Origin of the sequence: Rhodococcus sp. BE178, assembly GCF_050433545.1 — a bacterium.
Lineage (GTDB): Bacteria > Actinomycetota > Actinomycetes > Mycobacteriales > Mycobacteriaceae > Prescottella.
Genome location: NZ_JBNPXA010000011.1, coordinates 159,498 through 172,874 on the forward strand (window position 1 = coordinate 159,498; position 13,377 = coordinate 172,874).

The following is a 13,377-nucleotide window of genomic DNA, read 5'->3' on the forward strand; positions in this document are numbered from 1 at the left end:
CCGCCGAGCGCACGCCGGCAATGGCAGACTCCTCGGCGACCACCGACGCCAGGCGGCGGCACACCGACTCGGTGCAGCCCGTCGCGGACGCGGCGAAGCTGTACAACGGCCTGCCCGACATCGGGCTGTCCCACGGCAAGGAGACCCATGAACAGCGCGCACTGGCGCACCCACCTCGCCGACGTCGACTGGCCGACGCTGGAGCACGCATACGGTGATGCGAGCGACGTGCCGGGCTGGATCGAGGGACTGACCGGGGCGGAGACAGTCGAGGAATCGCTGCACGAGCTGTCGTCGGCGGTGTTGCATCAGGGAACCCTCTACGACTCGACCGAGCCTGCGATGACGTCCATCGCGTCGGTGCTCGGCGCCCGGCAGACCGCGGATGCTGCGGGCACGGCGTGGTTGCTGCTGATGTTCGCCGACGCGGTGCACGACTATGAACAGGTCGGGGTGGACGACGTCGAGACGGCTGCCCTCGTCCGCTCGGCCCGAGACTCGTTACTCGGAATCGCAGCGCTCGTACGACCACTGATCGCCGACGACGGCCCGGAAGCCGCGGCCTCGGCACTGCTGCAGGCCGCGGCCCGCACGGCCGATTCCGCTGCGGTAGAAACACTCTCGGCACGGGCTGACGCACGCCCGGCCGCGCAGGTCGAGCAGGCATGTGTCGCCGCGCTCACGACTCTCGGTGCCGATGTCGCGGCGGCTCTCGCCGACGGGGATCCCGGCCTGATGATGGCGGCGACGCTCGCGCGGATCGCGGCCGGGAGCACCGAGACCACGGACCTCGACGCGCTCGTCACGGGATGGGAGCTCGCCGTCGAGGTGGCCTCGCACATCGCGTTCGATGTCGGAAACCTTCCGGAGTGGTTGAGCGCGACCAACCCCGAGGCGTCGGCTCACGTACTCGCTGCGCTGCCGATGCCGGACGAGACGACGATCGCCGGGCTCGTCGATGTCGTCGTCGGTTCCCGGAGCAACGCTCCGGCCGCGGTCCGTCGTCTGCTCGCACTCGCGGCGCTCCCCGAAGCCGGGCCGGAGTCGATGATCGCAGCGCTCCGGCAGTGCCCGGCGACACCCGAAGTCCGCGACGCGCTCGTTGCCCTCGCCGAGCGGGTCACCACCGGTGACACCTCCGCCATCGGGTCGAGCACCTTCGACACGGATGCTCGGACAGATGCCGCGCTCGCCCTGCTGCGGGCCGGCGACGGACGGTGGGCTCGCCCGATGGCCCAGGCCCTGCTCACGAACCCCGCAGCACGCGGCCTCATGGTTGCCACCTCCGCGTCGGGACGTTCCGCGCTCGGCTACGCGCTCGTGCGCGAGCACGCACCGTCCTCCACCATGGTCGTCGCCGGCATCCGGCAGGCGCTGCGGCAGAAGCCTCCTGCCGATCCGTCCCGCGACGGCGCCGGACACCTCGTCGAGTTGCTGGCCTCCTGGCCCGCCGAGGCTGCCGCGGACGCGCTGTCCGAGGTCCGGGAACTTCTCGCGGTCGCGCCGAGGCAGTCCGCCGACGCGCTGGCGACGTGGGGCGACACCGCCGGTATCGACCGTGTCCGCGAGGCGAGCGTCACCGGCGACGCGACCGTGCTGCTCGCTCTCGCACGCCTGACGAAGGACACGGATGACTTCCATCATGTCCTCGACGCCGACCTCGAGCACAAGGAGTCAGAGGTGCTCGCGCACTGGGCTGACCCCACCGACCGGCGCTTCCTCGACTGGTGTCGCGGCCTCGTAGGCACGAAGGCCGCGACAAGCGACCACCAGCGAGGTAACCAGCTCACCGCGCTGCGCATCCTCGCCGCCGTCGACTCGGACGAGGCCGCAACCGGCTGGCCTGTGCTCCGCAGCATCATCGACGCCGGTCGCGGCCCCATCGAGGAAGCGATCGGTCTCGCGCTCGATTGGCGCGCCCGACAGTTGCTACCGCCCGAGGCGTGCACCGACTTCGAGGCGCTGCTCACCGATCTCGTCGTCACCGACCGCAAGGACTACAACGGCCCGATCGTCAAGACGAGCGCCGCCGCCGCGATCGCCCTCCTCGACGTCGGGCTGCCCCTGCCCGACGCTCCCGCACGAATCGTGAAGGTCGTCGCGGGGGCCGTGACCGACCGGTGGGCGCGCGAGCTCGGCCTCCGCCTCGCCGAACGGCTGGCGGCGGCACCGGAAACGGTCCGCCGCGCGGTCGCGAAGAAGCTCCGCTCCCTCGTCGACCGCGACGAGCGCTTCGACTCCACCGGCGACATCGCTGTCGAGGACGCGCGAACCGTTGCCCGCCTGCGCCCGATCCTGCACAAGCTGGAGACCGAATGAGTCCGCTGTGTGCGAGGAGCCGTCAGCTCGCCTCCCGAACGACCGAGCTCGAGCGCCCACTCCTGCGCTGATCTCGCGGGCTTCCGCGGACGCCGGCAAGGAATGGGCGCTCAGGCCGATGTCGCACAATCACTTCATGTCCGGTTCCCTCGGATGGGTCGGCGATTCGTCACCCGACGCCGCGACGTGGCTCGCTCCCTACCGCTACCCGGATGCCGGGCCGGCGAGCGGGTGGCCGGCCGATCGATTCCCCTATGTCCTGCGGATCCTGCACCCCGCTCACCGGGGCCCGGACGGGAAGGCGCAACCGGTCACCTGGGCCGAGATCGCCGAGGCGCGGAATGTGCCCCTCGAGCCCGGCATGGCCTTCCAGGACCTCAGTGGATTCGACGATCGGTGCGCGACCGTCGACGGACTGTTCGACGAATCGCCCGAGCTGGGCTCCCTGCCGGCCGGACTGCTCGACGCGGTCTATGCCCACCTCGACGACGCGGCTCACGGCCTGTTCTGGGACGGGTGGAACGGGTTCCTCGACCAGCCGATCCGCGAGTGCGCCCGGGTACGGGAGGACCCGACCGGGCTGTCGTATCAGGTGGTGCGGGCCACCAGGCCTGCCGCGACGGGCGCTGTCCGACAGCGCACACCGAACTTCTGGTGGCCGACAGATCGCTCGTGGTGTGCCGCCACCGGAATCGACGACATGCACACCCTCGTCGTCGCCCGAGATCCCGAGAGGCTCGCAGCAGCGCATGCCGATCCGCGATTCGAGACCCTGCTGTACCGACGAGCCTGAGCGCCCACTCCTGCCCTGATCTCGCGGGCTTCCGCGGAAAGAGACAAGGAATGGGCGCTCAGGCCGAACGTCACTGACCCTGGCGCAGGATGTACCGCTGAACCTTGCCGCTGGGAGTCTTGGGCAGCTGCGGGACGAAGTGCACGGTCCGCGGGTAGGCGTGGGCGGCGAACTTCTTCTTCACCAGCTGCTGCAGGTCCTTCTCCAGCTCGTCGGTGCCCTCGACGGCGGAGCGCAGCACCACGAACGCCTCGAGCACCTCGCCGCGCAGCTGGTCCGGCATCCCTACGACCGCGGCCTCGACGACGTCGTCGTGCATCACCAGCACACTCTCGACGTCGAACGGGCCGATGCGGTAGCCGGCCATGATGATCACGTCGTCGTCGCGCGAGGAGAAGAAGAACCGGCCCTGCTCGTCGACCTGCCCCGCGTCGCCGGTGATGTACCAGCGGCCGTCGGGCGTGAAGCGGGCCGCGGTCTTCTCGGGGGCGTCGCTGTAACCGGTGAACCACATGAGCGGGCTGGCGGTGGTGTCGATCACCACGCGGCCGGGGGTGTTCGGCGGGGCGATCTCGTCGGCGTCGTCGGAGAGGACCGCGCAACTCCACCCGGGCAGTGGGCGACCCATCGACCCGGCGACGACGTCCTCGCGCAGGCCGTCGGCCCACGCGTTGATGATGAACATGCCGTGCTCGGTCTGCCCGTAGTGGTCGCGGACGGTGACGCCGAGCTCGGCCTGCGACCAGGCGATGACGTCGGGGGTGAGCGGCTCGCCCGCCGAGGAGGCGCGGCGCAGCGTCACCGACTCCGGCACCGGGGTCTCGTCGGCGCGCAGGCTGCGGTAGACGGTGGGCGCGGCCGCGAAGTTGGTGACGCCGAACCGCTCCATCACCTGCCACGTGAGCGGCGCCGAGAACCCGGCGTGCAGCAGAATGCTGCGGACGCCGGCCGCCATCGGACCGAGCAGCGCGTAGTACAGCCCGTACGCCCAGCCCGGATCCGCGGCGTTCCAGAACACGTCGTCCTCGCGGACGTCGAGTCCGAACTCCATGTACGACTGGAACGACGCGAGCGCGCGGATCGGCACCGGGACACCCTTCGGGGTGCCGGTGGTGCCGCTGGTGAACAGCCGGACCATCGGGGCATCGCCGCCCATGGTGACCGCGGCGCCGCGCGGGTCGTCCGCCGCATGCCCCTGCACCAGGGCATCGAACGACAGCGCGCCGGATGCGGCACCACCGGCCACGACGACGCGCCACGCTGCGTCGGCCGGCATGTCCTCGCCCGGCGCCAGCTTGTCGAGCTGGTTGGCATCGGCGATCACGACACGCGCACCACTCGCCTCGAGCCGGAACGCGATCGCCGGCGTTGCGAACGCAGTGAACAGCGGGACGTGGACCGCGCCGCGACGCCAGATCCCGAGCAGCGCCACCACGAGGTCCGCCGACTTGCCCATCAAGGTCGCGACGCAGTCCCCCGGCTCGACGCCCAGGTCCGCCAGCGCGGCCGCGAAGCGGGTGGACTGCTCCCGCAGCCACCCGTACGTTAGATCGGTCGACGACAGGTCACTCTCGACGACGGTGAACGCGACCGCATCGGCCGGGTGCCGATCGCACAGCAACTCCGCGGCACAGGCCTGCGGGGTGTCGTACCGGTCCGCGAGCTCGCGAAGGCGGGTGGTCGGGTCGACGGTCATCGTCACTCCTCGTCGTCGGGGCCCCGTCGCCGCGGGGCCGTCGTGCCACCTATGATCCGTGTCACAGCATCGACCGGCTACCCCCGGAAAGGGGTGATGAGGGTGCCCACCCACACCACGGCCCTGCTGCGTCCGCGTGACCGCGACGCACTGCGCACCGAACTACGAAAAGTGGCCGCGACCGGCATCGTTCCGGTCGTGTTCGGCGGGGAGGTCTACGACGGCACCCTGCACCTCGGCGAGTTCGTCGGCACCCACACCGACGGCCTGCGCGGCCTGGCCGTCTCCGAGAGATCCGGCCTGGGCGGACACGTCGTCGCGCGCCGCAACCCCGCGGCGGTGCACGACTACGGGCGGGCCCGCACCATCACCCACCACTACGACGGCCCGGTCCTCGCGGAGGGACTCTGCTCGGTACTGGCGGTGCCGGTGGTCGTTCGCGGGAACTCCCGCGCAGTCATGTACGCCGCGATCCGCGAGCGTGTACAACTGGGTGACCGCATCGCCGACGTCATGATGCAGGCCGGTCGCCGCCTCGCGAACGAGATCGCGATCCGCGACGAGGTGGACCGGCGGGTCCAACTGCTCGACGCGGCGGCCGCCGAGCGCACCGCCCCGAACGGCGCCGACACCGAGGAGATCCGGGACGTCCACGCCGAACTCCGCAGCCTCGCGCACACCGTCGACGACCCCGCGCTGCAGGAACGGCTGCGCCACCTGTCGAGCCGACTCGCCGGCGTGGGATCGACCCCGGAACCCGATCGCGGCGCCCTCGCCGTCACTCTGTCACCGCGCGAAGTCGACGTCCTCAGTCACGCCGCCCTCGGCTGCTCGAATGCCGTTATCGCCGAGCGCCTTTCAGTCAAGGCCGAGACCGTGAAAAGCTACCTGCGCAGCGCCATGAGCAAGCTCGATGCGCACTCGCGGCGCGAGGCCGTCGTCGCGGCACGGCGGCTGGGCCTGCTCCCGTAGGACCCGAAGCCCGCGTCCGGACGTGTCCCCGTTTTCTGGAACACGTTCCACCCTCTGTGCGATACTCGCGACCATGTCAGCGACACCGGCCGGGCCCACCACGATCACGCGAACAGCAACCCCAGAGGACCTGCTCGAGTTGGCGCGGCAGTCCCCCGCCGCCGTCGCCGTGCACGACAAGAAGGCCTGGCTGGGGCTGTTCGCCGACCGCCACGTCGTCGAGGACCCGGTGGGCGGACGCCCTGTCCTCGGTGGTCTCTACGACCGCCGCAGCCATGTCCGCGGCGGCGAGCCCCTCGCCCGTTTCTGGGACACGTTCATCGCGCCCAACGACATCCGGTTCCACGTCGAGAACGTCGACATCGTCAGCGGACTGGACGTCGTCCGCGACGTCACGATCGAAACCCGACTCGGCGGCGGGGTCGTCGCGAAGGCCCCGATGCACCTGCTGTACGAGACGACACTCGACGACGGCGCGCCGCGCATCCGCCGGATCGCGGCGCACTGGGAGGTCGCGCCGATGTTCGCTCAGGTCGCGGGCATCGACCGCGCGAAACTCGGTGTCGCGGCGGCGATGAGCGCGCGCATGCTCCGCCTGCAGGGCCTCGGTGGCTCGCTCGCGTTCGGACTCGCGGTGCGCAGCGTCGGCGAGAGGGGGAAGCAGGCGGTTCGCCGGCTGGTCGAATCCGCGCAGCGCGGCGACCGGACCGCACTCGATCTTCTCGGTGGCCGAGCCGTCGCGGACGTCACGAAGCTCATTGCCGCGGGCGACGCCGTCACGGCGACGTGCACCGTCGACGGCGCGCACGCGGTGCTGTTCTGCTACCTCGACCGAAAGACGATGCAGGTCACGAGAGCCGTCGTGTACGCGTAGCCGGCGAACGATCAGTCGAGCAGCACCGTCGCGAAGGTGGCGACCTGTGTGAACCCGACCGTCGCGTACGTTCGGCGTGCGCGCTCGTTGTAGCTGTTGACGTACAGGCTCGCGATGCGTCCCCGCGCGGTGACCGCACCGGCGACGGCCGCGGTGCCGGTCGCTCCCAGGCCCTCGCCGCGCCGCGCTGGATCGACCCACACACCCTGGATCTGGCCGACGGTGGCCGACATCGACCCGACGTCCGCCTTGTAGACCACTTCCCCGTCCTCGAACCGGGCCCAGGCCCGCCCCGAGGCGATCAGGTTCGCGACCCGACGTCGGTAGCTCCGCCCGCCGTCGCTGGCCCGCGGATCGATCCCGACCTCCTCGATGAACATCGAGACCGCGGCGGGCAGATACGACTCGATCTCGTCCATCCGCACCTGCCGCACCAGCGGATCGGGGCGCACAAGCGGCTCGTCGCGGAGTGCGAGCAGCGGCTGCTCGGATCGCAGCTCGCGCGGCGGGCCCCAGTCGGATTCCAGCAACTCCCACAGCGGAAGCGCCAACTCGGCCCGTCCGACCAGCGACGAACACATCCGCGGAAACCGACTGGCCCGGTCGGCGAACGACCGGAGGTCGTCCAGCTCCCCCAGCAGCGGAACCAGATTCGCGCCCGCGAAACACAGCGACTCCGCCGGGCCCCCGCGGCTCCACATCTCACCCTGCAGTGCACGGGGGTCGAGCCCCGAATGCTGCACCCTGGCCGCGACCATGCATGCCGCGACGGGGTCCGATTCGAGCACACGCAGCACCTCGGCGGTGTCCCGACCGCCCAGTTGCCTCGCCCCGAGGAGCTTGAGCACTGACGCACCCCCTTCGTCACACGTCTCTGTGAGACCGCTCGGCGTGATGTCTGTCAGCGTCGGGCTGTCAGTGCCGGATCTGGGGACCACATTGCCATGAAGGTGCGTCGAGGTGGGCCGATTTCAGCTCACGGTGACCACCGGCGCGCCGCTCGTCTCGCCGCCTTCCATCTCCTCCGCGATTCGCATCGCCTCTTCGATGAGGGTCTCCACGATCTGGGCCTCGGGGACGGTCTTGATGACCTTGCCCTTGACGAAGATCTGGCCCTTGCCGTTGCCGGACGCGACACCGAGATCGGCCTCGCGGGCCTCGCCCGGGCCGTTGACGACGCAACCCATCACCGCGACCCGCAGCGGGACCTCCATGCCCTCGAGGCCGGCGGTCACCTCGTTGGCGAGCGTGTACACGTCGACCTGCGCGCGACCACACGACGGGCACGAGACGATCTCCAGCTTGCGGGGCCGCAGGTTCAGCGACTGCAGGATCTGCCCGCCGACCTTGATCTCCTCGGCCGGCGGCGCCGACAGCGACACGCGGATGGTGTCGCCGATGCCCTCGGACAGCAGGGCGCCGAAGGCGACGGCCGACTTGATGGTCCCCTGGAACGCCGGACCCGCCTCCGTCACACCGAGGTGCAGCGGGTAGTCGCACTGCGCCGCTAGCTGGCGGTACGCCTCGACCATGACGACCGGGTCGTTGTGCTTGACCGAGATCTTGATGTCGCCGAAGCCGTGCTCCTCGAACAGGCCCGCCTCCCACAGCGCCGACTCGACGAGCGCCTCCGGGGTGGCCTTGCCGTACTTCTGCATCAGACGCGGGTCCAGCGAGCCGGCATTGACGCCGATCCGGATGGGGATCCCGGCGTCACCGGCCGCCTTCGCGACCTCCTTGACGCGGCCGTCGAATTCCTTGATGTTGCCGGGGTTGACGCGGACCGCGGCGCAGCCGGCGTCGATCGCGGCGAAGATGTAGCGCGGCTGGAAGTGGATGTCCGCGATCACCGGGATCTGGCTCTTCTTCGCGATCGTCGCGAGCGCGTCGGCGTCCTCCTGCCGCGGGCACGCGACGCGAACGATGTCGCAGCCCGACGCCGTAAGCTCTGCGATCTGCTGCAGGGTCGCGTTGACGTCGTGGGTCTTGGTGGTGCACATCGACTGCACCGAGACCGGGTAGTCGCTGCCGACGCCGACGTTGCCGACCATCAGCTGACGGGTCTTGCGTCGCGGTGCGAGGACCGCGGGAATATCGGGCATGCCCAAACCGACGGGGCTGGTCACGTTTCGCCTTCTTTCGTTGGTACGGGGCAAGTCTATCGTTCGGGAGTTTCCACGGTCCGGCTCGAAGCGAGCGCCGAGATCACGGGAACAACTGGATCGGGTTGACGATGTCGGCAGTCAGGGTGAGCAGCATGTAGGCGCCGCCGATCACCACCACCACGTATGTGATCGGCATCAGCTTCATGTAGTCGACCGGCCCGCCGTCCGGCTTGCCGCGCAGGTTCCGGAAGAAGTTCCGGACGCGCTCGTAGATCGTCACGGCGATGTGCCCGCCGTCGAGCGGCAACAACGGCAGCAGGTTGAAGATGCCGAGGAAGAAGTTCAGCGTGGCGAGCAGCCCGACGAAGACCTCCCACAAACCACGCTCGGCGACCTGTCCGCCGATGACCGAGGCGCCGACGACGCTGATCGGGGTGTCGAGCGCTCGCTCGCCACCGGTCACCGCCGTCCACAGATCCACGACCTTCGCCGGCATCTGGGTCAGCGCGTGCGCGGTCTGCACGAAGATGTCACCGGTGTAGGCGAACGACGCGGGAACGGCCGCGAGCGCCGAGTACTGCACGACGCCCGGGGGCGCCTGGATGCCGATCGCTCCGACGTCCTGCGAAACCGGGGGCTGCGGGTTCTGCTCAGTGGAATCCGGGTTGTTGACGTACCGCTGTGCCTGCTGCACCTGGACCGGGATGACGAGCGTCTGCCCGTCCCGTTCGACGGTGAAGTCCGCCGTCCCGGTCAACGGCTGCGTCTTCTTCACGAGGTCACCGAAGGTCGAGGTGGGTTCACCGTTGACCGCGGTGATCAGGTCACCGGCACGGATACCGGCCGCCTCGGCAGGACCGACACCCGAGCACTCCGCGAGCGCGAAGTCCGGGCCGGCACTCTGCGTCGGCGACACGCACACGGTGCCCTCGACGACCGCGCGGTCCTCCGAATTCGGCAGGCCCCAGCCGACCGCGAGGATGAACACCAGCACGAGTCCGAGCAGGAAGTTCATCGCGATGCCGCCGGACATCACGACGATCCGCTTCCACGCCTTCTGCTTGTACATCGCGCGGTCGACCTCGTCGGGCGCAAGTTCGTCGACCGCCGTCATGCCGGCGATGTCGCAGAACCCGCCCGCGGGGATCGCCTTGAGTCCGTACTCGGTCTCGCCGCGGCGGAACGAGAAGATCTTGGGGCCGAAGCCGATGTAGTAGCGCCGGACCTTCATGCCGAGGGCCTTGGCGGTCCACATGTGCCCGGCCTCGTGCAGCGCGATGGACGCGCCGATACCGAGGGCGAACAGCACCACACCGAATGCGAAGACCATGCGGTTCTAGCCCTCCTGTTTCACGAGCTCGCGTGCCCGTGCACGGGCCCACCCGTCGGCGGCGAGCACGTCGTCAACCGTAGCGGGAGGCGCGGCCCATTCGCCGCCGGCCGCGAGAACCCGCTCGACCGTCCGCACGATTCGGGGGAACCGGAGCGTGCCGTCGAGGAACGCCTCGGCCGCGATCTCGTTCGCCGCGTTGTAGACGGCCGTCATGCAGCCACCGGCCTTGCCGGCGTGGCGCGCCAGGTCGATCGCCGGGAACACCACCGAATCCACGGGTTCGAACGTCCACGTCGAGGCGGTGGAGAAGTCGCATGCCGCGGCCGCACCCGGCACCCGGTCCGGCCAGCCGAGGGCCAACGCGATGGGCAGCTTCATGTCGGGCGGGCTGGCCTGCGCGAGGGTCGAGCCGTCGGTGAACGTCACCATCGAATGCACGATCGACTGGGGGTGCACCGTGACGTCGATGCGGTCGTAGTCGATGCCGAACAGCAGGTGCGTCTCGATCAGCTCGAGCCCCTTGTTCACGAGCGACGCCGAGTTGAGGGTGTTCATCGGGCCCATCGACCACGTCGGGTGCGCGCCGGCCTGCTCGGGTGTGACGTCCTCGAGCGCCGCGGCCGTCCACCCGCGGAAGGGTCCACCCGACGCCGTGAGGATCAGCCGGTCCACTTCCTCGGCGCGGCCGCCACGCAGGCACTGCGCGAGCGCGGAGTGCTCGGAATCGACCGGAACGATCTGGCCGGGTGCGGCGGCCGCGGTGACCAGTGGACCACCCGCGACGAGGGACTCCTTGTTGGCCAGCGCCAGACGCGCGCCGGACGCGAGTGCCGCCAGGGTCGGTTCGAGGCCGAGCGACCCGACGAGCGCGTTGAGCACGACGTCGGCCTCGGTCCCCTTCACCAGTTCGGTGACCGCGTCGGGACCCGACAGCACACCGGGCAGGTCCAGCCGGGCCGCCGCGGCGGGATCGGCGACCGCCACCCGGCTCACGCCGGTCTCGCGGATCTGGCGGGCGAGCAGGTCGATGTTCCCGCCACCCGCCGCGAGCCCGACCACCTGGAACTTGTCGGGGTTGGCGGCGATGACCTCGAGGGCCTGGGTGCCGATGGAACCGGTGCTGCCCAGCAGCAGGACGCGAGTCGGTTGGGTGTCAGCCACGGATCCATTGTTCCTGACGGATGCTGAGAGAATCACACAGGATTGATCTCGGCCGCGGCAACACGGTCGGGACCCCACTTCGTACGACGCACGGTCGTATGTCACGATATGCGGCGATAGCGCATTCGTATGATCAGGAGGATCGAGCCGTGGCCGGTACCCAGTTGGACCCCACTTCCAACGACCCCGTCGTCGCCGCGCACGTCGACACCGCCGAGGTGCCCTCGGCCGCATGGGGCTGGAGTGGCGAGGCTCCGCGAACGTTCCGTTTCGCCGGCTGGTTCTTCGCCGCGTTCCTGCTGCTGATGATGATCGGTAACCACAGCGGCAAGGTCGAGGACCTCTTCCTCATCGGCTTCGCCGGTGCGATCGTCTTCGTCCTCGTTCGCGACATGGTCGTGCGCCGCAAGCCGCGGTAGGCGACGCCGCCGCAGCACCGAAGACAACGAAGAAGGACCCCGCACTCTCGGTGCGGGGTCCTTCTTCGTCGAACGGCCTAGTTCTCGGCGGCCAGCTGACCGCACGCGGCGGCGATCTCCTGACCGCGCGTGTCGCGGACGGTGCAGGAGACGCCCTGCGCCTGCACGCGGCGGACGAACTCCCGCTCCACCGGCTTGGGGCTGGCATCCCACTCGCTGCCGGGCGTCGGATTGAGCGGGATCAGGTTGACGTGCACCAGCGGGCCGAGCGCCTTGTGCAGCTTCTTGCCGAGCATGTCCGCGCGCCACGGCTGATCGTTGACGTCCCGGATCAGTGCGTACTCGATCGACACCCGCCGGCCCGACTTGTCGGCGTAGTAGCGCGCCGCATCGAGGACCTCGGCCACCGGCCAGCGGTTGTTGACCGGCACGAGGGTGTCGCGCAGCTCGTCGTCGGGCGTGTGCAGCGAGACCGCGAGACGCACCGACATGTCCTCGTCGGCGAGCTTGCGGATCGCCGGGGCCAGCCCGACCGTCGAGACGGTGACGGAGCGCTGCGAGATGCCCAGGCCGTCCGGTGCGGGCGACGTGATCCGACGGACCGCGGCCACCACACGCTTGTAGTTGGCCAGCGGCTCCCCCATACCCATGAACACGATGTTCGACAGGCGACCCGGACCACCCTCGACGTCGCCGTCCCGCAAGGCCGCCGCGGCGGCGCGCACCTGGTCGACGATCTCGGCGGTGGACAGATTCCGCTGCAGGCCGCCCTGCCCCGTCGCGCAGAACGGGCAGGCCATGCCGCAGCCCGCCTGGCTGGAGATGCACAGCGTCGCCCGGTCCGGGTAGCGCATGAGCACGCTCTCGAGCAGCGTGCCGTCGTTCGCCTTCCACAGCGTCTTGCGGGTCTGCCCGGCATCGCACGCGACGTGCTTGACGGCCGTCAGCAGCTGCGGGAACAGCGCCGCGCCCACCTTCTCGCGCATTCCCGCGGGCAGGTCGGTCATCTTCTCCGAGTCGGCCTCGAGTCGGCCGTAGTACTGACGGGCCAGCTGGTCGGCACGGAAACCGGGAAGACCCAACTCCTTGACCGCCGCCTTGCGCTCGTCGGCGTCGAGGTCGGCGAGGTGTCGCGGCGGCATCCCGCGGCGCGGCGCATTGAAGACGAGAGGAACAGGAGTGGCAGTCATAGTGTCGCCCATTCTCCCATTACCCGGCCTCCACGTCCGATGCGCGTGCGCAACGCCATACTGTGGGTGATGATCGACACATGACCGATGTACCGAGCGAGGACCCCGGCAGGGCTCACGAGACGGTCCACGACGAGCCGGCCGCCACACCGTCAGCGAAGGGCCGGCACGAGGCCGCCGCGCCGGCCCCGACCCACGACGCCGCCAAGATCGCGCGTACCCGGGCCGCCTCCACCTGGACCGGACTGGTCATCGGCATCGTCGTCGCGATCCTGCTGCTGATCTTCATCCTGCAGAACCTCGATTCCGTGACGTTCCAGCTGTTCGGATGGCAGTTCACGCTTCCGGCGGGCATCAGCCTGCTGCTGGCCGCCATCGCGGGCGCGTTGATCATGGCGCTCGCGGGCGGCGTGCGGATCATCCAGATACGCCGGGTCGCGAAGCGCGCGGGTGCCGTGACCGACCACACGTCGCCGGAGTAGCTGCAGCGACGCTTCGGGGGCACGATGGGAGCC

Annotated in this window: 12 protein-coding genes; 6 read left to right on the forward strand and 6 right to left on the reverse strand. The window is 69.9% G+C overall.

From position 1 onward, the window contains the following. The first annotated feature begins 147 nt into the window (after nucleotides 1-147). The gene (locus J2X34_RS19395) at nucleotides 148-2,319 is read left to right on the forward strand and encodes a hypothetical protein (protein ID WP_114719585.1); all 2,172 of its coding nucleotides are present in this window, start codon (nucleotides 148-150) and stop codon (nucleotides 2,317-2,319) included. Nucleotides 2,320-2,455: 136 nt separating this feature from the next. Next, entirely contained in the window at nucleotides 2,456-3,112 is a 657-nt protein-coding gene (locus tag J2X34_RS19400) for a hypothetical protein (RefSeq protein WP_429519215.1), read from the forward strand. Nucleotides 3,113-3,182: 70 nt separating this feature from the next. On the opposite strand, the gene J2X34_RS19405 is transcribed toward J2X34_RS19400, so the two are convergent. Beyond that, entirely contained in the window at nucleotides 3,183-4,808 is a 1,626-nt protein-coding gene (locus J2X34_RS19405) for an AMP-binding protein (RefSeq protein ID WP_114719998.1), read from the reverse strand. 96 nt (nucleotides 4,809-4,904) lie between these two features. On the opposite strand from J2X34_RS19405, the gene J2X34_RS19410 reads away from it, so the two are divergent. Then, the gene (locus tag J2X34_RS19410) at nucleotides 4,905-5,780 is read left to right on the forward strand and encodes a helix-turn-helix transcriptional regulator (RefSeq protein WP_114719581.1); all 876 of its coding nucleotides are present in this window, start codon (nucleotides 4,905-4,907) and stop codon (nucleotides 5,778-5,780) included. Nucleotides 5,781-5,853: 73 nt separating this feature from the next. Further along, nucleotides 5,854-6,654, forward strand: coding sequence for a nuclear transport factor 2 family protein (locus J2X34_RS19415; protein WP_114719580.1), 801 nt, complete (start codon nucleotides 5,854-5,856; stop codon nucleotides 6,652-6,654). Nucleotides 6,655-6,665: 11 nt separating this feature from the next. Here J2X34_RS19415 and J2X34_RS19420 read toward each other — a convergent pair whose 3' ends face one another. From J2X34_RS19420 to dxr, 4 genes are all read right to left on the reverse strand, one after another. Beyond that, entirely contained in the window at nucleotides 6,666-7,502 is an 837-nt protein-coding gene (locus tag J2X34_RS19420) for a GNAT family N-acetyltransferase (protein ID WP_429519218.1), read from the reverse strand. A 123-nt stretch (nucleotides 7,503-7,625) separates the two neighbouring features. Beyond that, entirely contained in the window at nucleotides 7,626-8,780 is a 1,155-nt protein-coding gene (gene ispG / locus J2X34_RS19425; protein WP_114719576.1) for a flavodoxin-dependent (E)-4-hydroxy-3-methylbut-2-enyl-diphosphate synthase, read from the reverse strand. 79 nt (nucleotides 8,781-8,859) lie between these two features. After that, the gene (locus J2X34_RS19430; protein ID WP_429519220.1) at nucleotides 8,860-10,089 is read right to left on the reverse strand and encodes a M50 family metallopeptidase; all 1,230 of its coding nucleotides are present in this window, start codon (nucleotides 10,087-10,089) and stop codon (nucleotides 8,860-8,862) included. Between the two features lie 6 nt (nucleotides 10,090-10,095). Then, nucleotides 10,096-11,253 (reverse strand): 1-deoxy-D-xylulose-5-phosphate reductoisomerase, encoded by a 1,158-nt coding sequence (gene dxr / locus J2X34_RS19435; RefSeq protein WP_114719572.1) that lies wholly within the window; start codon nucleotides 11,251-11,253, stop codon nucleotides 10,096-10,098. A 149-nt stretch (nucleotides 11,254-11,402) separates the two neighbouring features. Between dxr and J2X34_RS19440 the strand changes: the two genes are divergently transcribed. Beyond that, nucleotides 11,403-11,672, forward strand: coding sequence for a DUF2631 domain-containing protein (locus tag J2X34_RS19440; RefSeq protein ID WP_114719570.1), 270 nt, complete (start codon nucleotides 11,403-11,405; stop codon nucleotides 11,670-11,672). A gap of 77 nt (nucleotides 11,673-11,749) precedes the next feature. Here J2X34_RS19440 and rlmN read toward each other — a convergent pair whose 3' ends face one another. Then, nucleotides 11,750-12,862, reverse strand: a complete 1,113-nt coding sequence (gene rlmN, locus J2X34_RS19445; protein ID WP_114719996.1) for a 23S rRNA (adenine(2503)-C(2))-methyltransferase RlmN — start codon at nucleotides 12,860-12,862, stop codon at nucleotides 11,750-11,752. A gap of 80 nt (nucleotides 12,863-12,942) precedes the next feature. Here rlmN and J2X34_RS19450 point away from each other — a divergent pair, with 80 nt between their 5' ends. Further along, nucleotides 12,943-13,344, forward strand: coding sequence for a LapA family protein (locus J2X34_RS19450; protein ID WP_174909584.1), 402 nt, complete (start codon nucleotides 12,943-12,945; stop codon nucleotides 13,342-13,344). Nucleotides 13,345-13,377 lie beyond the last annotated feature (33 nt).